Annotated in this window: 22 protein-coding genes, 1 tRNA gene and 3 pseudogenes; 10 read left to right on the top strand and 16 right to left on the bottom strand. The window is 57.5% G+C overall.

Annotation, left to right across the window (positions count from 1 at the left end):
* The first annotated feature begins 7 nt into the window (after positions 1-7).
* Genes sctC through BFQ04_RS09505 form a run of 3 tightly spaced genes read left to right on the top strand, consistent with a single transcriptional unit; the run spans position 8 to position 2708 of the window.
* Positions 8-2140, top strand: coding sequence for a type III secretion system outer membrane ring subunit SctC (gene sctC, locus BFQ04_RS09515; protein WP_065950593.1), 2133 nt, complete (start codon positions 8-10; stop codon positions 2138-2140).
* Positions 2137-2340: an HrpT family type III secretion system protein gene (hrpT, locus tag BFQ04_RS09510; protein ID WP_065950592.1), complete on the top strand. Its 204-nt coding sequence runs from the start codon at positions 2137-2139 to the stop codon at positions 2338-2340. The genes sctC and hrpT overlap by 4 nt, the downstream gene beginning before the upstream one ends.
* The gene (locus tag BFQ04_RS09505; protein ID WP_065950591.1) at positions 2337-2708 is read left to right on the top strand and encodes a transcriptional regulator; all 372 of its coding nucleotides are present in this window, start codon (positions 2337-2339) and stop codon (positions 2706-2708) included. Before hrpT ends, BFQ04_RS09505 begins: the two co-directional genes overlap by 4 nt.
* Here BFQ04_RS09505 and sctU read toward each other — a convergent pair whose 3' ends face one another.
* The 11 genes from sctU to sctW are packed head-to-tail and all read right to left on the bottom strand — an operon-like array spanning position 2709 to position 12849.
* Positions 2709-3806, bottom strand: a complete 1098-nt coding sequence (gene sctU / locus BFQ04_RS09500; protein ID WP_065950590.1) for a type III secretion system export apparatus subunit SctU — start codon at positions 3804-3806, stop codon at positions 2709-2711. It lies immediately after the preceding gene.
* On the bottom strand, positions 3803-4591 hold the full coding sequence (sctT, locus tag BFQ04_RS09495) for a type III secretion system export apparatus subunit SctT (protein WP_065950589.1): 789 nt from the start codon (positions 4589-4591) through the stop codon (positions 3803-3805). The genes sctU and sctT overlap by 4 nt, the downstream gene beginning before the upstream one ends.
* 10 nt (positions 4592-4601) lie before the next feature.
* Positions 4602-4865: a type III secretion system export apparatus subunit SctS gene (gene sctS / locus BFQ04_RS09490; protein WP_057725901.1), complete on the bottom strand. Its 264-nt coding sequence runs from the start codon at positions 4863-4865 to the stop codon at positions 4602-4604.
* Positions 4866-4872: 7 nt separating this feature from the next.
* Positions 4873-5526, bottom strand: a complete 654-nt coding sequence (gene sctR, locus BFQ04_RS09485) for a type III secretion system export apparatus subunit SctR (RefSeq protein WP_065950588.1) — start codon at positions 5524-5526, stop codon at positions 4873-4875.
* Complete coding sequence (locus BFQ04_RS09480; protein WP_065950587.1) at positions 5523-6536, bottom strand: FliM/FliN family flagellar motor switch protein; 1014 nt, start codon at positions 6534-6536, stop codon at positions 5523-5525. The genes sctR and BFQ04_RS09480 overlap by 4 nt, the downstream gene beginning before the upstream one ends.
* The gene (locus BFQ04_RS09475; protein WP_065950586.1) at positions 6533-6991 is read right to left on the bottom strand and encodes a type III secretion system HrpP C-terminal domain-containing protein; all 459 of its coding nucleotides are present in this window, start codon (positions 6989-6991) and stop codon (positions 6533-6535) included. The genes BFQ04_RS09480 and BFQ04_RS09475 overlap by 4 nt, the downstream gene beginning before the upstream one ends.
* Positions 6988-7416: a type III secretion system stalk subunit SctO gene (locus tag BFQ04_RS09470; protein ID WP_065950585.1), complete on the bottom strand. Its 429-nt coding sequence runs from the start codon at positions 7414-7416 to the stop codon at positions 6988-6990. The genes BFQ04_RS09475 and BFQ04_RS09470 overlap by 4 nt, the downstream gene beginning before the upstream one ends.
* Positions 7403-8761: a FliI/YscN family ATPase gene (locus BFQ04_RS09465; RefSeq protein ID WP_065950584.1), complete on the bottom strand. Its 1359-nt coding sequence runs from the start codon at positions 8759-8761 to the stop codon at positions 7403-7405. Before BFQ04_RS09465 ends, BFQ04_RS09470 begins: the two co-directional genes overlap by 14 nt.
* Entirely contained in the window at positions 8758-9657 is a 900-nt protein-coding gene (locus BFQ04_RS09460) for an FHA domain-containing protein (protein ID WP_175413269.1), read from the bottom strand. Before BFQ04_RS09460 ends, BFQ04_RS09465 begins: the two co-directional genes overlap by 4 nt.
* Positions 9658-9694: 37 nt before the next feature.
* Positions 9695-11788: a type III secretion system export apparatus subunit SctV gene (sctV, locus tag BFQ04_RS09455; RefSeq protein WP_065950582.1), complete on the bottom strand. Its 2094-nt coding sequence runs from the start codon at positions 11786-11788 to the stop codon at positions 9695-9697.
* Entirely contained in the window at positions 11785-12849 is a 1065-nt protein-coding gene (sctW, locus tag BFQ04_RS09450) for a type III secretion system gatekeeper subunit SctW (protein ID WP_065950581.1), read from the bottom strand. Before sctW ends, sctV begins: the two co-directional genes overlap by 4 nt.
* Before the next feature lie 264 nt (positions 12850-13113).
* Between sctW and BFQ04_RS09445 the strand changes: the two genes are divergently transcribed.
* The 3 genes from BFQ04_RS09445 to BFQ04_RS09435 all read left to right on the top strand — a co-directional run bounded on the left by BFQ04_RS09445 (position 13114) and on the right by BFQ04_RS09435 (position 15353).
* The gene (locus BFQ04_RS09445) at positions 13114-13665 is read left to right on the top strand and encodes an RNA polymerase sigma factor (protein ID WP_065950580.1); all 552 of its coding nucleotides are present in this window, start codon (positions 13114-13116) and stop codon (positions 13663-13665) included.
* Positions 13666-13887: 222 nt separating this feature from the next.
* A tRNA-Met gene (locus tag BFQ04_RS09440) sits at positions 13888-13964 on the top strand.
* Positions 13965-14129: 165 nt separating this feature from the next.
* On the top strand, positions 14130-15353 hold the full coding sequence (locus tag BFQ04_RS09435; RefSeq protein WP_065950579.1) for a tyrosine-type recombinase/integrase: 1224 nt from the start codon (positions 14130-14132) through the stop codon (positions 15351-15353).
* Positions 15354-15502: 149 nt separating this feature from the next.
* On the opposite strand, the pseudogene BFQ04_RS29960 reads toward BFQ04_RS09435, so the two are convergent.
* The 5 genes and pseudogenes from BFQ04_RS29960 to BFQ04_RS09415 form a co-directional block, all read right to left on the bottom strand.
* Positions 15503-15751: pseudogene (locus BFQ04_RS29960) on the bottom strand (hypothetical protein); the annotation flags it as partial.
* A complete protein-coding gene (locus BFQ04_RS09430) occupies positions 15748-16728 on the bottom strand; it encodes an integrase domain-containing protein (protein WP_065950578.1) in 981 nt (326 codons plus the stop codon). The gene BFQ04_RS09430 and the pseudogene BFQ04_RS29960, both read right to left, overlap by 4 nt.
* 4 nt (positions 16729-16732) lie before the next feature.
* Complete coding sequence (locus tag BFQ04_RS09425; RefSeq protein ID WP_065950577.1) at positions 16733-17065, bottom strand: hypothetical protein; 333 nt, start codon at positions 17063-17065, stop codon at positions 16733-16735.
* Entirely contained in the window at positions 17052-18440 is a 1389-nt protein-coding gene (locus BFQ04_RS09420) for a YfjI family protein (RefSeq protein ID WP_065950576.1), read from the bottom strand. Before BFQ04_RS09420 ends, BFQ04_RS09425 begins: the two co-directional genes overlap by 14 nt.
* 1069 nt (positions 18441-19509) lie before the next feature.
* The gene (locus BFQ04_RS09415) at positions 19510-20046 is read right to left on the bottom strand and encodes a LasR-specific antiactivator QslA (RefSeq protein ID WP_065950575.1); all 537 of its coding nucleotides are present in this window, start codon (positions 20044-20046) and stop codon (positions 19510-19512) included.
* A gap of 529 nt (positions 20047-20575) precedes the next feature.
* Here BFQ04_RS09415 and BFQ04_RS09410 point away from each other — a divergent pair.
* From BFQ04_RS09410 to BFQ04_RS28440, 4 genes and pseudogenes are all read left to right on the top strand, one after another.
* On the top strand, positions 20576-20908 hold the full coding sequence (locus BFQ04_RS09410; RefSeq protein WP_065950574.1) for a hypothetical protein: 333 nt from the start codon (positions 20576-20578) through the stop codon (positions 20906-20908).
* A 349-nt stretch (positions 20909-21257) separates the two neighbouring features.
* Positions 21258-22700, top strand: a pseudogene (locus BFQ04_RS09405) (ATPase domain-containing protein).
* 23 nt (positions 22701-22723) lie between these two features.
* Positions 22724-22879, top strand: a pseudogene (locus BFQ04_RS09400) (response regulator); the annotation flags it as partial.
* A 66-nt stretch (positions 22880-22945) separates the two neighbouring features.
* Positions 22946-24165 (top strand): IS3 family transposase gene (locus tag BFQ04_RS28440; protein WP_371914492.1). Its coding sequence is split into 2 segments (ribosomal slippage): positions 22946-23291 and positions 23291-24165, totalling 1221 coding nucleotides; the frame shifts between segments, so codons are not numbered across the junction.
* The last annotated feature ends 37 nt before the right edge of the window (positions 24166-24202 follow it).

Genomic DNA, 24202 nt, shown 5'->3' with positions numbered 1-24202 from the left:
AAGTCCTATGCACGAGATCTACAAGCACAGACGCTTGCACATTGACCCGCCCGAAACTTCATCCAGACGCGCAAACTGGCAATACCTGGCCCTGTTTTTGGCCTGCATACTGGCCCCGGTGCACAATCCCCTTGCCGCCACTCCCCCCGAATGGAAAAACACCGCCTACGCCTATGAAGCCGAACATAAACCGTTGCGCGAAGTGCTCGAAGACTTCGCCCAGACCTTTGGCACGCGGCTTCAGATCGAGGGTCTGCTGGAAGGCGACGTCAATGGCAAGATCCGTGCGAATACACCGCAGTCGCTGCTGGACAGGCTTGGCGTCGAACACCGCTTCCAGTGGTACATGTACAACAACACCCTGTTCATCAGCACGATGGACCAACAGGAATCCGCCCGCCTGGAGGTCTCGTCCGAAACCGTTTCCGACCTCAAGCAGGCGCTGACGGATATCGGACTGCTCGACAGTCGTTTCGGCTGGGGTGAGTTACCGGAAGACGGTATCGTTCTGGTTTCCGGTCCCAAAAGCTACATCGAGCAGATCAAGCAGTTCAGCAGCCAGCGTCGCTCTGCGGATGAAAAACAGAGTGTGCTGACGTTCCCGCTGAAATTCGCCAATGCCGCAGACCGCCAGATAGAGTACCGCAGCGAAAAAATCATCATTCCAGGCGTCGCGACCATGCTGCGTGGGCTGTTGGATCCGCGCTCTACCTCAACGCTTTCCGGCCTGGCCCAACGTTCCGCGTCCCAGTCCCAGCCCGCACCTGTGACACCGAGTTTCCCGCGTCTGAGTAACCCGCTGCTGGGGCAAATGCTCACCCCACCTACGCCACCGGATTCCGGCATGTCGATTACACCTCGGGCGCCATTGAGCAGCAGCCGGATCCGCGTTGAGGCTGACGTACGCAACAACGCCGTTCTGATTTATGACTTGCCGGAGCGACAAGCGATGTATCACGAGTTGATCAGCCAACTCGATGTCGCGCGCAAGCTGGTGGAAATCGACGCGATCATTCTCGATATCGAGCGTACACAGTTGAATGAGTTCGGTATCAAATGGGGCTTTCAGAACAGCCGCTTCCGAGGCGGCGTCAACATGGCCCCCGGTACCGCATCGCAATTATCGATCGGAAGCCGTGACCGCTTCTACGCCGATATACGGGCGCTGGAATCCCGCGGGCTGGCCACCATGGTGTCCAACCCTTCGGTGCTGACCCTGGAAAACCAGCCGGCAATCATCGACTTCAACCGCACTCAATACCTGACTGCCGGCACCGAAAACGCGACGATCCTGCCCATCACCGTGGGCACCAGCTTTCAAGTGGTTCCCCGAGTGATCACCAGTCGAGGCAGCCATCAGATCCACCTGGCGATAGACATCGAAGACGGTAACTTTGACGAGTCCAACCCCGAACGTATCGGCCCGGATGTACGCCGAGGCAAGGTCAGCACCCAGGCGGTGATGGCAGAGAAGCGCTCGCTGGTGGTGGGTGGGTTCCACGTCACTGAAAGCACCGACAAACAAAACAAAATCCCTGTGCTGGGAAACATACCGTTGCTGGGCAAGGCGCTGTTCTCTTCGACCGAACGACAGAACAACCGGCGTGAGCGGCTGTTCATTCTGACCCCGCGTGTAATCGGCGATCAGTCTGATCCTTCGCGCTATTTGCCCCAGGACGATCAAGTCGAGTTGCAGGCCGCGCTAAAACCCTTGGCCCGACGCTACGCTCCCCACCAGCCGGTGATTAACCGCAGCGACATCACCAGCACCCTGGCGCACCTGGTCAGTGGCGAAGTGCCCAAAGCCTTCAAGGCCGAGCCGATGCCCCTGGGACTGAATACTCTGTGCAGTACCCGCGACTTGCTGGCATTGAATACGGAACGCAGCCAGTGGTACGCAGGGCCGCAATACAACGTGGCGGTGGTGGTGCTGCGCAATCAGTTCAAGCGCAATGTTCGCATCGACGAAAAGGAATGCAGCAATTCGCAGACGCTGGCGGTCACCGTCTGGCCGCGCGCCTGGCTCAAGCCTGGCGAAGAAGCTGAAGTGTTCATCGCCATGCGCCCGGTCATCAAAGATGAACATCTGAGCGAGCCACGCCCTTCCCTGCTCACCCCAACCCGGACGACCTCACCATGAACCACAAACTGTTGTACGTCACAGTGCTGGGCATCGTATTGCTTGCCACTGGTTGCACGCCGACTTGCAAAGGCGATTCCTGCTCACGCCCGCAATCGACCAAGGACAAGATGGTGGTCTGGTGGCCACCCCAGATGCGCGTCGAACCCGGGCCCGCCGGCGAACGCTCGGACTATCAAACGATCTCTCTGGAACGATGAGCGTGAAGGGGTTGGCAGACGGTCACCTGAAGCGCCAGATACTCCTCGACGACCTGGTGAGCGGCCGCACCGCTCACCAGCAACTGTGCGCGGGAATCACATGGCGTTCGTGCGATGCCGGCGCGCGCAAGGGGGTGGCGTTACACATCGAGAACATGGCCCTGCAATCGGGCCAGTTGGAACGCGTATTGGAGCGTCGTTTTGAACAGGCGCTGGCGTTTGACGGCTGTTACATCTATCTGGACAAACAGGGCGCACTGGTTATCTGGCACGCCCTGCCCGCCCAGCCCCAGGTGCTGGACACAATCCTCAGCCGAATGCTGTCTCTGGCCAACCTGCACGCTCTGGACCTCTCGGTTACACGCTGATCAGCGCTGCTCGAGCTCCGGCAAAGTGAGGGTCTCACGTTTGGCTTCATCATCCAGCTCACGCAAGGTACGGTAGATCAACGCCACGGCCTGCAGCGTCTCGCGAGGAATCGGCGCCCCGAGTCTTTTCTCGTAAAGTGTGCGGGCCAGCCAGACGCATTGGATGACCGGCACGTCAGCGGCCTTGGCACGGTCGATGAGTCTACGCGCCTGCGCATCCGTGCCCTTGTCCACCAACTGCGGCAACGGCGTCTTGCCGCGACGGTAATACAGGGCGACGGCAAAGTGGGTCGGGTTGACGACCAACATGTCCGACTCTTCCAGCTTGGGCAATTTGACCTTGGGTTCTTCCTGGGCCAATTGATAGGCCAGCGAGCGGCGTTGGCCTTTGACATGGGGGTCGCCCTCCATATCTTTGTATTCCTTGGTGACCTCGACCTGGGTCATGCGCATGCGCTTGGCAAAGAAGTACTTTTGCATTGTCAGGTCGGTCAGTGCCAACACCAGCAGTAATCCGAGACAGGCGTGCAGCAGATGGCGGAACAGCGCAATCAGCGCCAGCAGGTAACTTTGCAGATCGCTGTTCGCCAGATTAATCAGAGCATCCAGAGAAGGCCAGACCACCAGATACACAATCAGTCCCAGGAGAAACGCTTTGGCCACGCTCATCAACAGGTTCATCACCGACTGCGCGGAGAACATCTGCTTGAGTTGGCTCATGGGGTTGATCCGATTGAAATCGAGCTTGAGCGCGTCCGGGGCGAACAGGAACCCGATTTGCATCCAACTGCTGATCAGTTTAGTGGCAATCGCAACCCCGACCATCAACAGCGCGAAGGATAAAAAAACCACCAGCCCGTCGAACAACACCTCCTCCAGCGCTCGCACAAAAGGCTGATTGATGCGTGAAATCGGCAACACCATCATTTGCTCAAACCGTTGCAAGCTGGTTTGCGCGGTATACAGTGCGATTTCGCTGATGGCGGTCAGCACCAGTAACTTGCTCACATCCTGGCTTTGGGAAACCTGGCCTTTCTTGCGCTGATCACGCAGTTTTTTGGCCGAGGCGGGGTGTTTTTTCTCCCCCGAGTCACTCATGGCATCCCTACCTTGAACAGCAGTCCGAGGGAATGCTTGAGATCACCCAGCAAGTTCATGCGCCCGACAATCAAATCCTGCAGTAACGCAAAATACAGCAAAAGGATGCCAATCCCCGCCAGGCTCTTGAGCGGCGGAGCCAGCGTACTCACCTGCAATTGCTGACTGTAGACCCCCAGCAGCGCGATGCCGAACTCCAGCAACAGCAGCACGGCGATGAAGGGTGCGGCGTAGAGCAGCATATGCGTGAACGTATCCCCGAGCAGGGCGATAAACACGCTGAACCCATTAGGCGACGGCAGCGGGAACCACACCGTTGGCGGCCAGATCAGATAGCTGTCCCAGATCACCTGGGTCAATGCACCCAGCCCCAGCGTAACCATCAACAGAAAAATCGCCAAATGCTTGAGCAGGTGCCCGACAGGCGTCGCGTCCGGCCCCAGGGATGGGTTGAGCTGGCCTCCGGCCAATGCGCCTCGCTGGTTATCCAGCAGCGCTCCCACCGACTCGAACATCCAGAACGGCATAGACAGCAATACGCCCAGCAACACCCCAAGGGCCAGCTCTTTGAGCGCCAGGCCTGCAAGCATGAGCCCCGAATAATCCAGGCCCTCCAACGCGGCATGGATGCCTGGCGCGGGGATCAACGCCATGACCATCACGATCGTATGCCGGGGCATGCCTCGAATATGTTGAAAACTGAATGCCGCTACCAGAAAAGCACAGGGATAAATACGCGCCATGGCGATGATCAGACTCGGCAGAAACTCAAGATACAGCAGCACAGGCGCAACCTCACTGGAGGGCCGAGCGGCCAATCATGTCGAACGTCAGGTTGATCAGTTGAATCAACTCCACGCCAATCCAGCGCCCGGTCATGATCAACGTGACACCCACCGCTACCAGCTTGATACCAAACGGCAACGTCTGGTCCTGTACCTGCATCAGCGCCTGCACCAACGAGGTCAGCACCCCCACCACCACAGCCACGATCAGCGGCGGCGCCGTCAAGACCACCACCAGCAGCATGCCCTGCTTGAACAATACGATCGGTTCCATAGTCAGCTCAGAGATAGGAAAGGAACAGGCTGTCGAGCAGCCGCGACCAGCCGGACACCATTACAAACAGCAGCAATTTGAGCGGCAGGGAAATGGTCATGGGTGAAACCATCTGCATACCCAGCGCCAATAAGAGGTTGGAGACAATCAGATCGATCACGATAAAGGGGATGTAGATCAGAAAACCGATTTCGAAGCCCGCCTGCAGTTGCGACAAGACATAGGCAGGAATCAGCAGGATCAGGTCTTCACGCCGGACCTCCTGGGCCATTTGCGCGGGCCAAAGGCGTTGCGTGTTTTCCAACAGGTGGGTGAGTACGTCGGGGTCGAGATTGCGCAGCATGAATGCACGCAACGGCTTGATGGCCTCTGCGCCTGTCTGCAGCACCGTCTGCACATTGCTCGTGTCCAGTGGAGAAATCTTCAGACTTTCGGCGATCTGGTAGCCCACCGGCGCCATGATAAATAGCGACGCGGCCAATGCGATGCCGTTGATCGCCATACTGGGTGGCACCTGCTGCACGCCGATGGCGTTGCGGGTGATCATCAGCACAATCACGATCTTCAGAAACGATGTGCAGATAATCAACAGCATCGGCATCAGCGTCAGCGTGGCGAGAAACAGCGCGAGAACGAGGGGGTCCAGCCCCTGAAGTATCATCGGCCGAAGAGCACGCGGGACAACTGCAACCCCAGACGGCCGTCGACCTCCACCAACTGGCCCTGCCCAATCGGACGATCGCCGTAATACAGGCCCGCCAGGCCAGGCGCGTAACCGGTAATACCCAGCACGGAGCCAGGGCCCAGATTGCGCAACTCACCCAGCGTGAGATTCAGTGTGCCGCAGCGAACATTCAGCGCCATGCTCAACTCATCGAATGGCTCGTGGCCAAAGATATCCACCACGGGTTCATCCTGCGCATCCTCGGAGTACGGGTGCGCTGCAAAATTCTCGTCCACAGACGTGTCCTCGATAGAAGAAAGGGTCAGGCACATGGTCCCGTTTTCATCGTCAATAGTGCCCCGCAGCCGATGCCTGCCAACCTGGATATACCCGCTGCCCTGCGCCTGGAACAGGGTCAGTTCAGGGACCAACACATCACCGGCGCGCAGGCTGCGTACCTGTGCAATTGTCAGGCGCACGCGTCCCAGAGTTACGGCAATCGCCAGTTGGAGCCGCGCCGGCAGCGGTGCAGCGATAGAACGCCATGGGGCGGCTTCGCACAACGCGAGGAAGCTTTCAGCGCTCAGCCACACATAGCCCGTGGCCCGCGAAGCGCCCAGGGACACGCTGAGCCGACAGCCGAAGCCCTCGGGGCGACCGGCATCCAGCAACCGCACATAACCGAACAGGTCACGTATCTGCGGGCTCAGATAGTGCTGAAGTAATTCCCAGAACCAGGAATTCGGATCGTTGCCAGCCTGGGCCAATGTCACCGGGCATTCGCCCATCAAGCTCAATTGCGGCCCCGGCTCACTGAACGCTACTACCCCACAGGTGGTTTCGACGCACAACGGCTGAGCGCCAGCTGGCTCAGTGCCGGGCTCGAGGCGTAACTCGCCCCGTTGCTCGGCAACCTGGAACGGCATACGCAATCCGCGTCCCAATCGGCGCCGGGCCGCCACTGCATCAGCCCTCACCGTGCGCAAGACCAGAGGTGGCAACATCATGCCGGTGCCGAATTTGCCACGTACAGCTGCACCGGTAACGCCAGGCTTGCGGCGAGCCTGCGTTCACACTGCTGCCGTACGTCATGGAGCCAACTTGCAGTTGTCATCTGCTCCGCCTCCAGCTCGATATCCCATCCAGCCTTTTTTCGACGAATACTGGCGTTGATCCGCCCCAGACGGGGCAAGTACATGGCCACCGACAGCGGCAAGGTTGAAACGCTTTGCAGCCGAGGCAGCAATTGCTCCGTCAACGCCTGGACCATGGCGAGATCACCCGATATCTTTATTTCGGCCTGTGACGCGCTACGGCCCGACTCCCGATCGTCATCACCGAACAATTGGGTAAAGAGCTGCCGTTGTTCCCAAGGCACCAAGGCGTCTACCTCGTGAACCCGTTCCTCACGGGGGTCGCGTCGACGCTGGCGTTCAGGGGGGTTGGCTGAGATCGGGTTCATATCGGTTCCTGCGTGAGTAAATTGGCCAGTTCCTGCAGCTTTTCCACCTGGCGCAGGCACAGGGTGACGTGCTTCTGTGCGATACCCACTTCCACTTCACGCTGTTCGCGCTGCCCTTGCAGCTGTTGCAGTTGGCCTTCTTCACGCCGGGTGCCGGCAGACAAGGTTTGCTCTTTGCGGCCCCAGGACTTCAGCGCCTGAAAGCTCACAACCTGCCCCTGATGCTCACTCAACAGTTGTGCAGATTGCAGGGCCTCTTCTTCGCGGGTTTTCTCAAGCGTGTCTTGCGCTTGCTGAATGTGCGCAACCAGCGCTTGCTGTGATCGTTTGGCTTCGCGCAGCTCACGCTCGGCACGGTCTGCCCGGTACCGACGCAAACGGCGCAGCGTTTCGATTTCACCCGGCAGCATTTCAGAATGGGACATAGGCGGTCAGCTCCGTCAGTTGATCCATAGTCGTGGTGAGGGACGAAGGTTCGCGCAGGTCCTGGCGCAGGAAACTGTCTACTGCCTGACGGCTGTCCACCGCCATGTCGGTCAGGGCGTCATTGCCCGCCTGGTACTCGCCCAGCTTGAGCATCAGCTCGATCTGCTGGTAGGCCGACAACAGCCGCCGCAATGCGGTGCCGGCCTTGATATGCGCAGGCTCGGCGACGTTGGTGAGAATCCGCGACAGGCTGGCGAGTACGTCGACCGCTGGATAATGGCCACGCTCGGCCAGCTTGCGTGACAGCACGATATGACCATCCAGCAGCGAGCGAACTTCATCGGCCACCGGATCATTCATCGAGTCCTGCTCGATGAGCACTGTGTAGATGGCCGTGATTACCCCCTCACGCGTCAACCCGGCCCGCTCTACAAGGCGCGGCAACAGGCTGTACACCGAAGGCGGCAGACCTCCTCGCCCCAAAGGTTCGCCCGCGGCCAGGCCGATTTCGCGCTGGGCTCGCGCAAACCGCGTCAGGGAGTCGATCAGCAGCAGCACTCGCTGCCCCTTGCGTCGAAAACCCTCGGCCAATGCCGTCGCGGTAAAGGCTGCGCGGGCGCGCTCCATACTGGAACGGTCGGAGGTGGAGCACACCAGCACTGCCTTGGCACGCAATTGATCATCCAGTTCATGGTCAAGGAACTCGCGTAGTTCACGACCCCGTTCGCCGATCAAACCGAACACGATCACATCGCAATCCACGTTACGGGCGATTTCGGCCAACAACGTCGTCTTGCCACAACCTGCCCCTGCAAACAGCCCGACGCGCTGGCCTTCCCCCAGCGTCATCAGGCCATCAATCGAACGCACGCCCGTGGCCAACGCGCGGTTGATACGCGGCCGTTCCGTGGGCAACGGCGCCTCGCACAGCACCGGGGTTGCATCAGGCGTATCCGCCTCGGCAAACGCGCTGGGTCCGTCGCCGGCAATCGGCCGGCCGAAACCGTCCAGCACCTGGCCAAGCAGGTCATGACCCACTCGTACCCTGTGCGGCACACCAAGGCGCTCCACGCCGGCACCTACGCTCACGCCTTCCAGATTGCCCAAGGCGCTGAGCACCGCGTCCTGCTGATCGAAACCGATGATTTCGGCAAGCATGTAATCGCCAGGTTGTTTTTCAACCTGGCACAGATCGCCGATACGTGCATGGGGTAGCCGGCATTGCATCAGCATGCCGTTGACGCGCTGTATGCGACCGCGCATCGTGACGGGCGAAAAGCCATTCAACGCCGCCGATTGACTGCGTTGCCACGCCTCGAGGCGCTCTTGCAATGTGCCGGTCACCAGCGCACCTCATACCGTTGCGCACCGTCGAATACCACTTTGCTGTTGTCGATCAGCACCACGCGCAGCCCATTGACTTCATCGCCCACGAACAGTCGGGTGCCTTCCTCCAGAACCACGTGACCGTTCGGTCCGCCGATGATCTGTACGATCTTGAACGGCAGTACGCCGTCACGTACCCGCACGCGACTGATCACCGGCACAGCGGTATCGAACTCTTTGCCAAACCGATCCAGCATGCGTGCAACCACATCAACGTCCTCCTGCGAAACATCACCACTGAGGGAAATCTGGCCATTGATGACCTGCAAGCTGACCCGCAGGCCCAGCTCCCGCTCGTTGAGCATCTTCAACAATTGCTGGCGCACCTCGAACGGCGAGGCCAGCTCAGGCTTTTGAATCACCGCCGGCATCAGCGATGCCTGAGCATTGCGCTCTCCACTGAAAATAATGCCGACCGCCGCCATGAGCACGGCAAACGCAAGTGCCAGGCTGAGCAAACGCTTTTGCTGGGACGATGAGATGGACGACAGTTTCAACGCAAGCGGGGCCTGCCCCCCAGGCTCAGAAGACGGCGGTACAGCCACGGGCGCCTGCGGCCAGGGCTGATCAGCCGGGCTGACACACAGGCGAACGGAGCCAATCAAAAAGACCGTGTTCAGCGCAAGCTCGCCGATCTGCGCCAACACTTGCCCATCGCTGTCTTTAAGCAGTCCAGCCTCGGCCTGCACTGACCATCGATCATCGGCCAAGCGCAAACGTGCGTGATGCTCGACGACCTCGGGATCATTCAACAGCAAATCAGCGTCCGGGTTGGCACCCAGGCTCCACTGCTCGCCAAATAACGGCAGCGCGGCGCCCTGATGCAAGCCGTCCAGCACTCGCAGCTCGAACATCATGGGGCCACCCTGGGCTGGCGTATGAATAAGAGGCTCATGCCACAGCCCCGCGAAGCAGTTCGTCCTGACCCAGGTCGAATCGGCCCAGGACCTTTACCTTGGAATTGCTCCCCAGCTCGGCGAACGACATCACCGGCACATGGTTGAACTCATCCAGCAACAGAGCGCGCAAGGGACTGCGCAGATCCTGAGCCACCAGCAGCACACTCTTGGTTTTGGGTCGTAGCGCGAACGCCTGGTTGAGCAGGCCAACCAGGGCAGCACTGCTGTCGTTATCGAGGGCGAAAAACACGCCGCTCTGGGTCTGGCGCAAGGCTTCGCGCAGGATGTTCTCGGTTTGCGGCGACAGCAGCCACGCGTGCAGGCCGTCGGCTTCGCTGTACTGGTGAAAGATCTGAGACTTGAGCGCGATACGGGCGTAATCGGCCAGGGCATCCGGTTCGCGCTCATGCTGGCCGTACTCGATCAGCGATTCGACGATCAACCGGACGGCACGCAATGGCACGCCCTCGGCCGCCAGCCGCTGCAGGACTGACGAAAAACGTGAAAGCGGCATGATGCGTTGCAGTTCCTGCACCAGTTCCGGCTGGTTGTGTTCAAGCCAGCTGAGGATCGATTTGCTTTCCTGGATGCCAAGAAACCGCGGCCCGCTAAGCAGCATCGCCCGCTTCATGCGTTCGATGACCAGGCTTTGGGCACTGAAACGCTCAACCTGCGGATCGTCGAGCAACGGATCATCAGGGCTGAGCCACAGCCAGTCTGCTTCGTCCCGCTCAAGCAGCCCTCTTTCCCCTCTGTCCGGAGGTTGCGCCAGGGAAGCGTACTCGACCGCTACCCGGTCGCTGAGGGTCGCCGTCACGACAGGCACCTCGTGCACGCAGAAGCGCATCTCATCGACGGCCAGCGACTCACTGAATTCGGCTTCGAACGGCGGCAGCGTCAAACCGATATTGGCGACCAGTGCGTTTCGGGCCTGACGAATCTTTTGAACGATGTCGATGACCTCGGGGGTGCTGTACAGCTTTGGATTGAACTGCAGCAGATACGGCCGTGACGGGTCGAAGCCGCGCAGGTCTTCATTACCATTATCTTCCGGACGGACCGCCTTCTCGTCCGAAGGCTGTGGCGTCTCCTCGCGCTGGCGTTGACGCATGAGGTAATAACCCAGGGTACCGGTCATCATCGAAATCAGAATGAACACCACGGTGGGCATGCCGGGAAGCGTGGCAAAGGCCAGCATGCCCACCGACGCGATCATCCAGCTCTTGGGCTCGCTGGTCATTTGCCGCGCAATTTCGGCGCCTATATTGCTGACGCCCTTGCGCCCGTCCGGCGCCACTCGGGTGATGATCATGCCGGCCGTCAGGGAGATCAGCAGCGCGGGAATCTGCGCGATCAGGCCGTCACCGATGGTCAGTACCGAATACAGCGCCATCGACTCGCCTGCGCTCATGCCGTGCTGGAACATGCCGGTCGAGAAGCCTCCGAGCAGGTTGATGACCACGATGATCAAACCGGCAATGGCGTCGCCCTTGACGAACTTCATGGCCCCGTCCATGGCCCCGAACAACTGGCTTTCGCGCGATAGCTGCTCACGTTTGTCCCGCGCCTGTGCACCGTCGATCAGTCCGGCGCGCAGGTCGCTGTCGATCGACATCTGCTTGCCCGGCATCGCATCCAGGCTGAAACGGGCGGCCACTTCAGCGACCCGCTCCGAACCTTTGGTGATCACCAGAAAGTTGACGATGGTCAGGATCATGAAGATCACCAGGCCCACCGCCAGATTGCCACCCACCACGAAATTACCGAACGCTTCCACAATGTCACCGGCGTCCTGCTCCAGCAGGATCAAGCGCGTGGTGGCGATCGATAACGCCAGGCGAAACATGGTGGTCAGCAGCAGGATCGATGGAAACGACGAGAACGCCAACGGCCCTGGCAGGTAGAGCGCCAGTACGATCAACAGGCAGGAAATACAGATATTCAACGCGATCAGGATGTCCACCAGCCAGGTGGGCAGCGGCACAATGAAGATAAACACGATGGCCATGACCACGACCGCGCCGAGTACTTCGGCACGCCGTGCCACCTTGAGCAGCACGCCATTGATCGATGACAGCAGTGTCACCCGAACGTCCTCGTCTCGTCGGGGAATTTCAGGTGGCCGCGTTCTTCGCGGGCCCACTCAAGCATCACGTCCTTGAACGCTTTTACGGCGCTGGCCTGGGATTGAGCATCAAGCCACCAGGCCAAGGGCAGGGCCTTTATCTCCCTGGACAATTCGTTGAGCGAACGCAGCCGGGCGGCGAGCAGCGTGCCGCCAAACTCACTGGCCAGCCTTTGCACCTCAGTCGAATCGATGCCGGTACTGGCGTAACCCAGAAAACGCTGCAACAGACCCACCGCATCGTGTTCAACGTTGAGGCGCTGGATCAACGCCTCGCAGTTGCCCAGCACTGAGCGCAACTCGCGACACTCCCCCAACCCTTTGAGCAAGAGACGCAATTTTTCCGTGGGCACAGACTGTGTGTGGGCTGCGATATCACCGTTCAGCGCCTGAGTCATCAGGCCGACGCCCCTGGAAAACTCCGTCGGGCCGTACATTTTCAAGAGCGTTTGCAGCATCAACGCCAAGGATTGGCGCACGACCACAGAGGCGTAATAAAGCGCACGCACGTCCTGACGCTCCTGCGGGTCAGCGCTGGCTTCCTTCAACGCCAAGGCAATATTCAGACCTGCCTGGATCGGGCCGCCGAAATCACGCTTGAGCTCTCTCAGCGCGCTGCGTGCTGAGTCCTCCTCTACCCTCAACCCGTTAGTTTTCGCTTCGCTGGCGATCAGCTGAAGCACCACGAAGGCGCGAGCGGGGTCACTGCCGGCGAGGTTTACCAATTTTTCGACAGTGGGCTTGCGCAGCAACTCAAACCGAAGCCGACGAACAACGGTTTCCAGCGTGGTTTGGCCAGGGTGGCCCAGTTGTTCATACAGCTGCACGAACTCCGCCACAGGCGAAACTTTCGCGCCAATGGCTCGCCGGCCCAGGGCTTGCGCATTAAGTGCCACTTCTTCGGCGAAAATCTGCGCAATGTCATCCAAGGCCAGCGAACGGCTTGGCGCTTCGACAGTGCTGACACTGGGCTTTTCCGAGGGTTGGATCTGCTGCACATCGTTGAAGGATTCGACTTTCATGGGCGGGCCAGAATGGGAAGTTTGTGTCCCTATGTGGCAAGCCGCTGCGGTCCAGTTCCATCAAAACGTTTCAAGGTGATGGGCGTGAAAATACTTGCACATCCACATCGAACCTTTTGCAGGTTACGGCACAAAAAGCATTAAACCAAGAATATATATTCATACAAATCAATAAGTTATGTGTTTTTCCCATTTGGCACAGCCAGTGCAAAAGGGGTTCCTATCGAAACCATTTCGATCGAGCCTTCCCGGAGGAAAAACAACATGAAAATACCTATTGGTGATCTCGCTCACCTCGTCGGCAGTTCGCCTCAGTTCATGGTTCAACTGACGGACGACCAGCAAAAGAAACTGCGACGCTTCATTCATAAACGCGTGCTCAACCCCGAAGATGCGGACGACCTGCTGCAACTGACCTACCTTGAAGCCTGGCGCAACAGAGAGCGTTTCAGCGGCCAGGCCACGCTCAGCACCTGGATGTGCGGGATAGCTCAGAATTTGATCCGCAACCACTTCAGGCGCATGTATGCCAAACCCGTGCATTGCGAGTTCGACGAATCGTTGTGGCATGGCCAGGAGGAACACAACAGCCTGGATTGGGAATTTGAAGTCAACCGACGCCTGGAGAAAACCCTGAACGCCATCGACCATCTGCCGGCGGAAATGCGTAAAACGCTATACGCTTCGCTCGAAACAGATGGCAGCTATCAGGACACCGCCGATGCGCTGGACATTCCCATCGGCACCGTACGGTCACGCTTGTCGCGGGCGCGCGAACAGCTTAAACGCGTGACTCACAACCCGTTGCAGCCGTAAGTCCCCGCTACAAAAAAGCGTTGGGCGAAAAGGATATCTGCCCAACTCGACCGCAGCTTTACGTACGCGGCGGCAAAAGATAGCAGCCTGAAGAGCCCCCGCTGTGATCCCACCACTCGTCGCCATTTGGCCTGTTTTTCGTTAAACGGTTGAAAGCGTAGAAAAAAACTTAACAAAAGCCCTTGACGCATTCCCGTTCTACGCGAATAATGCGCGCCACTTGGCTACATAGCTCAGTTGGTTAGAGCATAGCATTCATAATGCTGGGGTCCGGGGTTCAAGTCCCTGTGTAGCCACCAAGTACCGATTTATAGAGATCCAAGGATGTCTATGAATCACCTCAAGAAGCCCGCCTCGTGCGGGCTTTCTTGTATCTGGACGTCCAAGCTGATCCATCCACAACCTTCACATCCTGTATGCCCCTGTGTATGCTTCAATAAAAATTGAACTGGAGGCATACACGCATGAAACGCAGCGATATTAAACGCCGTCCTCTCTCCGATACTGCACTAGTCAACCTCGCCCCTGAAGTGGTGGCCTACCGTGAGCTAGACAGCTCGGGGCTGTATTTTAGAGTAAAGCCTAACGGGCAGAAATCGTGGGAGTTGCGCTATAAGAAGCCCGACGGCAAATGGTCGTGGCTCGGGCTAGGCGGTTATCCAGAAGTCAGCGGCGCCCTTGCCCGGCAAAAGGCTGCCGAATTGAGATCAGATGCAGCAGAAGGCAAAAATCCGATAACCGCCAAGAAAGCTAGAAAAGCTGCGGAAGTAGCAGCAACAAACGAAACCTTTGAAGCCCTCGCTCGTGAATGGCATACATCTCGCTTGGGTGGCTGGGATGTCGGCACAGCAAAAAGAGTCCTTGGAGCCTTGGACCGTCACGTATTCCCTCTTGTCGGAAAACGTCCCTATGTTTCCATCATGTCGATGGAATGGATGGAGCTTTTGAGAGGGCTCGAACGTCAGGGCATCCTCGAGCAGATGAGTCGCGTGAGGGCTTACTGCAAAGACATCTACGACCTGGCTCGCGTAACCGGCAGGGCTATGAACAATCCTTTAGAGGGGGTTCATAAATTTCTGTCATCAGGAAAGGCTGAGAACTACGCCCATGTCTCCTTGGAAGAACTTCCCACACTGCTCAGAGCAATACGATCATACCCTCACGCCAAAGATGTTCAGCTTGGCCTCCAACTGCTTACTCTCATGGCTGTCCGTCCCAGCGAGCTTCGAGAGGCATACTGGGCTGAGTTCGACTTTGACAAACGGCTTTGGACCATCCCCGTTGAACGCAAAGGCCGTAAAAAGGGGCGTGAACACCTTGTGCCACTCTGTAAGCAGGCATTAAGCGCTCTTACTGAACTACGGAAAATCACGGGAGCGTACCCATTGCTGTTCCCTGGTCGAAGTGATCGAACCAAGCCTCGCTGCGATACCGTTTTTCTGATGGCGCTAAGGCGCCTTGGTTACGAAGGACGACAGACCGGACATGGCTTCCGTCATATTGCAAGCACTGTCCTCAACGAGCACGGCTTTCCAGCGGACCACATTGAAGCACAGCTCAGTCACAAGCCGTCAGGTGTCCGAGGGATCTATAACAAGGCTCAGTATCTGGAGCAACGTACGACAATGATGCACTGGTACGCCGATCATCTTGACGGGCTTGAGACAGGAAATACCAGAGCCGTGTAAAACTACGGCCTCTTAGCTTCTTGCCCAGTGAAGTGCGTCCGCAGAGCGTAGTGATAGGCTTAGCTTGAAGTCGACCATTTAGGTTGCGGGATGCCACAGCTTGGTGAGCACTTATCCAAATTGAGCTGAATGTCAGCTTTGATACTTTCACGCCGCCTACGAATTAGAGCTGTTGTTAACTCATAATAGTAGACGGTAGCTGGAGCTGAGCAACGCAGGTGGTGCTGCAGAAACCACCTCACATGTTTTTCTTTCCAGGAGTATGGAGTCGCGCAACCCCAGCGCCGACCAATTGCCTCTTGCATCCTTTCCGCTTGCCTGATGTGCCGCTGCCGCGTGGCATGCGCACCTTTGAGCACTGGACTCAGAAACAACGCCATGTCGAACGCGGATGTCATCGCCGACCTCCGATGTAGGCACTCACCACATCGATGCGGTTATGTCCCAACTCATGGCTGATTTGCTGGCGGGCTTGCCGATCAAGCTCTCGATCTTCTCGATGGCCACGACCGCCATTGACGGGTGCCGAGAAGCCCGTCAGTTGTTCATAACGCTCACAGGCATAAGCCGCACGCAGCTCATGAAAGCCTTTCAATCCATGCTCATGCAAGATGTCACGTGCCGATCGCACAACTGACTGCATAAACTCTTTGTAGCTCTCGTTGGGGGCCAACAGGTTCCGACTGCGACTGGGTGAAGCCTCCCAGGCCCTATCCAAGGCGCCACGAATTTGATCAGTAACCGCGATCCAGCGCGGTGCTGACGTGCCTGATCGACCGCCTTTGGTGCCGTCCTGGATGTTGAACTTGCCCAGTTGCCTGGCCTCTCGTTGCAGTCGGGGCAGGTCCGCCAGGATAGCTTCACGCAGACGCATGCCGGTCTCCCGGGCCAGGTGCACAATTGCGCTTACTCGTTGCTGACCGCGCTCTGACAACGCCAGTGCGATCTGCTCGACCTGCACACGGTCTTGTCCTTGCGGTGCCTCACTGCGCACGCTTGAGCGCTGCAAGCCAAGCGCCTTACTCGGACTCGGGATTTTGACGTACTGATCACCGCGCAGCGCGGCCATCGTTCGGTTCACGCTGGACAGTCGGTTCTGCGCGGTGGCAATGCCCACGTTGCCCTGATCAACCTGCTCCCGCACGTGGACGGCGTACCGCATGAGGATCTCGCGGTCTATCTGGCGCGCGTCGTTGACCCTCGGTCCTTCATCGGATCGACACCAATGCACGAACGCCTGCCAGCGATCACTATGGGCTTTGACGGTAGCAAAATGGCCGTCGCCAAACAGGTCTTTCAGGGCTTGGGGTCCAGCATAGCTAAGCTGGCGACCGAAGCCGAAATTGCGCCCCGATCGCTTACCGACCCGAGCCATTCTTCTATTCCTGATCGACTACCGCGAGCTCATAAAAAAGGGCTCGCCAGTGTGCATTCACAATAGCGAACTGGGCCCAATCAGTCGGGCGAAAGCACAGCGTGTTGCCGGCGACGTATAGTTGCGCGCCCTCCTTTTTCAACCATTGGATTATGGCTGTCGTCGAGGTGCTAGCTTTACGGGTGATGGCGACACCGGCGACACCGGCGACAACCCTTGCCTTGTCTGGCTTTGAGCGTGGCGACAAAGTGGCGACACTCGCGGCGACAAACCGCACTTTCGGTTCATTTTGGCGCTGAGCCAGATGGTTACGCAGCGCTTCATCAAGATTGAACATGACGCACCTCGAAGGTGTGGCCATCGGTGATCAACCACTGATGATCAATCAACTCGACCAGCAGCTTGGCCGCATGACGGCTGCTCTTGCGGGCAAAGCGAGGACCGTTGCGATTCAGCTCTCGAATACTGAAGCGTTTCCAATTCTTGACCTGCAGCCAGCGCAGCAGCCGGTCTGCCTCCTCTTTTACTCGGCACACCGGCTCCTGTTCGGTCAAGCGCTGGATCTCGGTGAGGTAATAGCCAACTAAGGTTGAGGCCCGCTGGATGTGATCGACCTCCACAACGGCCAAAATGCCGGCGACGCGCAACAGGTTGTCGGCGGCCTTCGAACCGCTGGGCCGCACGCTGGCCAGCTCACCAAACTCACCCAGTTGAGCTTCGATGGCATCATGCAAATCAATCCAGCGACGGCGGGCTAACGGACTCAGTGTCAGCGGTGATAGCCGCAAGGCACCGTCAGCGGAAAGTGACCAAGGCTGATAAAACAGGGCCGAAAGACGGTGGTGATATCGCTTTAGGGCGGCGTCTTTGGACAAGTCGACAGACTGGTAACTGCGTTGTCCGGCCAGGCTGGTGGGCCAGGTGATGAGGCAGCGACCGAGAATGCCTTGCCCCTGCAGCAATGGGTCACTGAGTAACTGCATGGCTAGATACGGTTGCAGCATCAGGTGCAGGCTTAAGCGTCGGTCATAGGCTCGTAGGCTTTCGCCTGCCATAGAGCGAGCACGATCAATCGGGCTACCGTCCCAGAGTGACGACAACGTCGTGACCGCTTTCAAACGGTTGTCCCGACTCATGGTACTGCTGCCGAGGAATTGTCCGCCTTCATCACAGAACAGACCCATGCTCGGCAAGTCATGGCAGAGTCCCTTGATCAGGGCCTCGATAGTGGGATCCGTGGTGATCAGCCTAGGTGCTGAGGGCTCCGCTTCGAGCGACATTCCGTTTGCGGGCTCAGAATCGCCAGGCTTGATACGCTGCGCCTGTCGCTGTGCGGCACGGTACCGGACAAGTTGTTCGCGATAGCGCTGCCACTGTTCACGCTCCCATTGCCGTGCTGGGAGCAATGCACATCGATCCACCGCCGTTTTACGATCCCCTGACGCGGCCACCGTGATCAGGTACAACGACAGGGGATAATGTCTCCCATCGAGCTGTAAGCCCGCATGACCTTGAGTGGCCAGCGCCGAAGCAGCCAACACCGATTGTGCAGCCAATGCCTGGGGCACCCCGATGACCTCGGCCATGCGTTCGACTGCAGGCCCAAGAATCCCACCCAGTGCCTGCACCGGATAAGGCGGGGCCACGGGATTCGACTCAATCAGCAGTCGAGGTGGTCGTGGTAGTTCAAGCTTCGGATCTAACTGCTGCATGGGCCCTCTCCTCGATCATTGCTGGTTGTCCTCACGTAGTCCCGCCACGGCTGTTGAGTGTTATCAGGGATCAAGGCCCCTGCGGCCTGTGAGGTGTTCACTGACGCGGAACGAACGGCTCCTTACGACCGGGAGCAAGGGCATGACCCCATGAATCTGGCCTCCTCAGACGCATCCGAAGATGCGGGCGGGTGGAGGCTGTGCCGACTGACGAGTTCGGCACCAGGAGATCCGGAGTAGGAGAAGGCAATGACATGGACACCTGGGGCATGCCTGACTGTCAGTCAGATGCAGCCTTTCCATTGGCTGCGGCACCGGTGCCTGTGTCGTTGCGGATGGCGACGAATCGGATTTGTCAGGTCGATTGTCACGAGGAGAGTTGCGGCAATGCCCTGTACGACGTGGCTTGCAGCAATGGTACGAGCGCCCGTCTCTTTCCAGCAGAAAGAGACGGGCAAGGTCTGGCGCAGCGAAGTGTGCCAAGAGGTGAGGTTGCTGCAATGCAGCGAGGTAGGTCCATCGTCGGCCGCAGGGGGCAGATTGGTCGAGTAGGCATCCATCACTCTTGGGGAGTGACCGTGCGAGCCGCCGGACACTAATCGCACTTGGGGAAGAACCACCACGCGAGGGGCGTAGCCTTAAAGGTTCTGGCTACCTGGGCAGGTGCTGTCAACGACAGCGATCCGTGCACCACTTTTTATACCCACTCGAAAAGGTGGTCAAGCGTCACAGCCAACGCGCTGAGAAAGTGGCGACTGTCGCCACTTCTGTCGCCATGCCCCAGACCACGTTATACGTGGGTTGTCGCCGCCGTCGCCGCTGTCGCCACACCTACATCCATGCCCAACGAAAAGATTCGGACACATACACTGAATAACGTTGCGCTCGATGGAAATCAGGGGGAAATACTGATGGTGAAAGTAGGCGTGGTGTGAATTAAATTTGAGCATGAAGGGTGGAACGCGGCGGCTTCCAGAAAAAGCGAGTGAACCCTCCGATCGGCACGATCAAAGATCGCTTGATCGGAGGGTTTGGCGGGAAAAGCAAATCTCAAACGTCAATTACAAACTCAGGCATCGAAGCGGGTTGATTGGGAGGTGACGGCCTCACGTCGCATGATCAGCGTCTGCTGCAACCGCAGCAAAAAACCTGCTTCAAATGCCTCTTGTGGATCACCTGGACGATGACGTTTTCGGTTCTGAGACAGCGCCCACCATAACGGTAATGATGAGCCCTCAAGCCAAGTCTCTGCGCAACGAACGCCCTCCTTGATTACCGGAGCGAACTCATCGCCCCACGGAGTTTGGATCGCGGGAGCCCCTTCAACTGACGGGACAGAGACATATTCATGAATCTGTTGATGGACGCTTTGAGCTGGGATGCCAGTCAGATTCCGGAACGCCCTGTCGTACAACACCGCGGCGTCATCCAACAGCTCTACTGCCAGCTCAACGTCTTGCGGAAAATGAAGCAGAATACTCTGGGCTCCGTTAAGCCGGAGAGTGGCAGCCTGCCGCAGTTTAATCGCAGCATCTTCAGGGGTAAGCACTGAAGTATCGATGCTGTTGGGTTTGGGGAGTCCGATGAGAAGCGAAAGATCAAACATCACGGAGTCCTCCGAGATAGTTTGCAGCCTGAACCATTTGGCCGGGGTGGCGCACGAGCTTAAAAGGGGGACATGCCATTTTCCTTATCTCCTTGGTTTGATTAAGGAATGCCATCCACCGTTGCGACACGAATGGGTGGCACACCGTACAGGGGTCGCAAACCGGAAACCAAGGAACCCGGCCAGGCCGAAGCCTGCCCTGCACGGTGCGCCATAGAAAAGCAGCAGCTAGCACTTGAAGTGCTGACTGTGCGATATGGCACATACCGCGCCTTGGTTTCGATTCAGGTTGCGACACCCGGTCGCGGGATTGACCGCGACCGAGCAAAGCGTAAATGTGAAGCGGCGACAACACAAGCATGAGTGTCAATAAGGCTGCATTCGAACAAGCGCTCTGAGCAGAAACTCACGCACGTTCGGATTTAGTGGCTATGGCAAGTCAGATACCACGTCAAGCCTTCTTATTTCCGACGCTGTCCGCAGTGATAGAATCGAAAACGCTATACACGACCCCCTCTTGAGAAATGGTATGACTACAGAGCTGACGGAAGAAGAAATGCGTCGGGCGCTATTCGGTGCGCCAGAGGCCCCTGCATCAGTGATCGACACCCATGAGCAAGACACTGCACCAGAAATCGTGATCGCGGAGCAGACAAAGGTAGTGAAGAAAAAGAAACTCTCAAAATCCTTTACTCCCAGATTGAAAGTCACACTGAGGGTGGGGAATGAATTCGAAGGCAAGATGCACGAGATCGTACATGAAGCCGATACGCTCAGTTCTCTAGTTGCAGAGCAAGAAGCTACAAAGTTAGCCAAGAAAAAATTCAGATTTGTGGAAGTTATCTCGGTCAAGTCGATGTAAGCGGGCACGCTAACGTCCGATTAAAGGGCATTTCATCCCTGCGGCCCGCCCGGCCGACAAGTTCATGTGAAGTGAGGGTCTTAACCTCGATTACCGTAGCCGTTCGCAGGCTTCAAAGCTAACGGTCAATCTAACGTTTCAAGGCATAACGGAACTACCAGCCTCCCCCGCTGACCTCGGTCTACGACGGGCAGAAAACGGCCAAAAGCAGCCGCTCGTGGGCAACTTTTATGACCCCAGAGTGTGATATCGCTCCACCTTTATACTCAACCAGAATGGCTCCGAAGCAAAATTGGCGTTAGCATTCCGTCCACTCGGCTTAAACAGCCTGTTTTCAGATCAGGGTCGCATTGTGGAAAAGCTAAAACGCCTCGAAAGTGGAATCGAAGGACTCGACGCTCTGCTCAAGGGCGGGCTGGTCGCAGGCTCTTCTTACATAATCCAAGGGCGCCCAGGGTCTGGAAAAACGATTCTGGCCAACCAGCTTGGGTTTCATCATGCGAGCAATGGAGGTCGTGTTCTAGTCGCCACGCTGCTGGCCGAATCGCACGACCGTCTCTTTCAGTTCCTTTCTACACTGAGCTTTTTCGACTCTTCCAAGGTAGGCGCCGAAATTCAGTTTGTCAGCGCGTTTGACACTCTGGAAAACGAAGGACTGGACGAGGTAGTAAAGCTGCTCCGACGCGAGATAAGCCGTCAGAAAGCCACAGTGATGGTGGTAGACGGCCTGCTCAATGCGCGTTCAAAAGCCGATTCGCATATCGATACCAAGAAATTCATTTCTGAACTGCAGGGGCACGCCGCTTTTGCTGGTTGCACGGTGCTATTCCTTACCAGCTCCCGCCTCGACGACGGCAGTCCTGAGCACACCATGGTTGATGGCGTCATAGAAATGGGCGAAGAGTTATATGGCACTCGCTCAGTGCGTCGCATTCAGCTACGTTAAACTCGCGGCAGCGGAGCCATGACCGGTCTTCACGAGTGTGAAATTACCGATAATGGCTTGGTGGTTTATCCGCGACTCGAAAGTCTCTACAGCCACCCGTCTTCTCCCGATAACGCCGATATGACGCGAATTCCTAGTGGCATAGGTTCGCTGGACGGCATATTGGGTGGAGGCCTGTACAGTTCCAGTGTGTCTCTGGTCATGGGCCCCTCCGGCATTGGTAAAACGACTCTGGGTCTCAAATTTCTTGCAGAGTCGACGGTCGATGCTCCAGGGCTGCATTTTGGCTTTTACGAAAGCCCACAACGGTTGCGACTCAAAGGCCAATCACTTGGTATCGATATCAAGGGTATGGAGGGCTGCGGCGCCTTGAGCATTGCCTGGCAGCCCACCACGGAAGGCCTGCTGGATGGGCTGGGCGCACGACTGCTGAGTATCGTTGAAGAAAAGAGTATCAAGCGCCTGTTCATAGATAGCCTTAGCGGTATGACACGAGTCTCCACAAATTCGGCGCGAATTACTGACTTCTTCAGTGCGCTCATGAATGAGCTGCGATCCAGGGGCGTAACCGTATTCGCATCCTGGGAAATGCGTGATCTATTTGGCTCCGAGGTAAGCGCGCCAAACTCTGACCTGTCCAGCATCGTAGACAACCTGATGCTTATGCGTTTCTCTGAGAATCACTCTGAACTAAGCAGGACGCTTTCCATTCTTAAAGTACGAGACAGCTCTTATGACCCCTCGCGCTTTGAGATAGTCATCCATGATAAAGATGTTTTTCTGACAAAGGCTTCAAGACATGAACCTTCAGTCCCCACTGAGTCACCTCCAGGTTCGATTTCTTAAGCTTTTGAGTGGGTTGAACTGAAATGACCACCATCCTGGTCGTCGACGACGAGTATTTGATCGCTGACATTCTCAGTTTCGCGCTGGAGGATGAGGGGTTCATGGTGGTAACCGCCAGCAATGGTCGAAAAGGGCTCGAGGTACTGGATAGGGAAAGGCCTGCCCTAATCATTACTGAACGAGCCCCATGAAAGACAGGACACCGTTCCCCCCTTAAGATAAGGGATAGGCAAACGGGTATGTTTATGACTAACAGCAATAATAAGGGTGGCGAATTGCTCGGCCAGGAGCGCCGGCGTCGCTGGAGCACCGACCAGAAACTGGCAATGGTTCGCGAGAGCCTTGAACCGGGACAAAGCGTGTCCGTAGTGGCCCGACGCAACGGCATCAACGCCAACCAGCTGTTCCTGTGGCGCAAGCTTTACCAGGACGGAAGCTTGTCGGCGGTCAGTGCTGGCGAAGCCGTTGTACCGGCGTCGGAACTGACCGATGCGCTCAAGCAGATCCGCGAATTGCAGCGGATGCTGGGCAAGAAGACGATGGAAGCCGAAGTTCTAAAAGAGGCCGTAGAGATCGCCCGGTCGCGAAAATGGATTGCGCACTCACCCTTGTTGCCGGGGGACGACCAGTGAAGCTGGTCAGCAAATGTCTCGGTGTGGCGCGCTCGCAATTAACGGTTCGGATCAAGCAATCGCTATCGCCCAGAGTACGGCGAAGCAGGCCTGTGAATGACGCTGAGTTGGTAGTCGAAATTCAGCAACAGGTCAGCGAGCTGCCCAGCTATGGCTACCGTCGCGTCTGGGGATTACTGCGCCGTGCACGAGAAAAGCAACGACTCCCTGCGATCAATGTAAAGCGGGTTTACCGGGTCATGCGTGATCACAACCTGCTGCTTGAGCGCCGGATCAAACAGCCCGGCGTGCCGCGTCGGCACGAAGGCCGTATTGCCGTGAAAACCAGCGATACGCGTTGGTGCTCGGACGGCTTTGAGTTCCGATGCGAGGATGGCGCCAAACTGAGCGTGACCTTCGCCCTGGACTGCTGTGACCGTGAAGCCATCGGCTGGGTCGCGAGCCCGACCGGGTACAGTGGCGATGATATCCGCGACTTGATGCTGGAAAGCGTAGAGAAGCGTTTTGGTGACCAACTGCCGACTACGCCAGTGCAGTGGTTAAGCGACAACGGTTCGGCATACACCGCTGAACAGACGCGCGCATTTGCCCGGCAGATCGGTTTGCAACCGGTAACGACACCGGTGCGTAGCCCGCAAAGCAACGGCATGGCCGAGAGCTTCGTAAAGACTATCAAGCGTGACTACGTGGCGCATATGCCCAAACCAGATAGAGAAACGGCGCTGCGTAACCTGGCAATTGCCTTCGAGCATTACAACGAGCAGCATCCACACAGCGCCTTGAAATATCGCTCACCGAGGGAGTTCAGGCGCTTGGCGGCAGCATCAATTTAACGGGGAGTTGGTGTCCGGTTTTGTAGGGGCTAATCCA

It is taken from the genome of Pseudomonas sp. 37 R 15 (assembly GCF_900004865.1).
GTDB lineage: Bacteria > Pseudomonadota > Gammaproteobacteria > Pseudomonadales > Pseudomonadaceae > Aquipseudomonas > Aquipseudomonas fluorescens_AM.
Note: the sequence above shows the minus strand (reverse complement) of the source record. Positions and strands in the feature narration are given on the sequence as shown.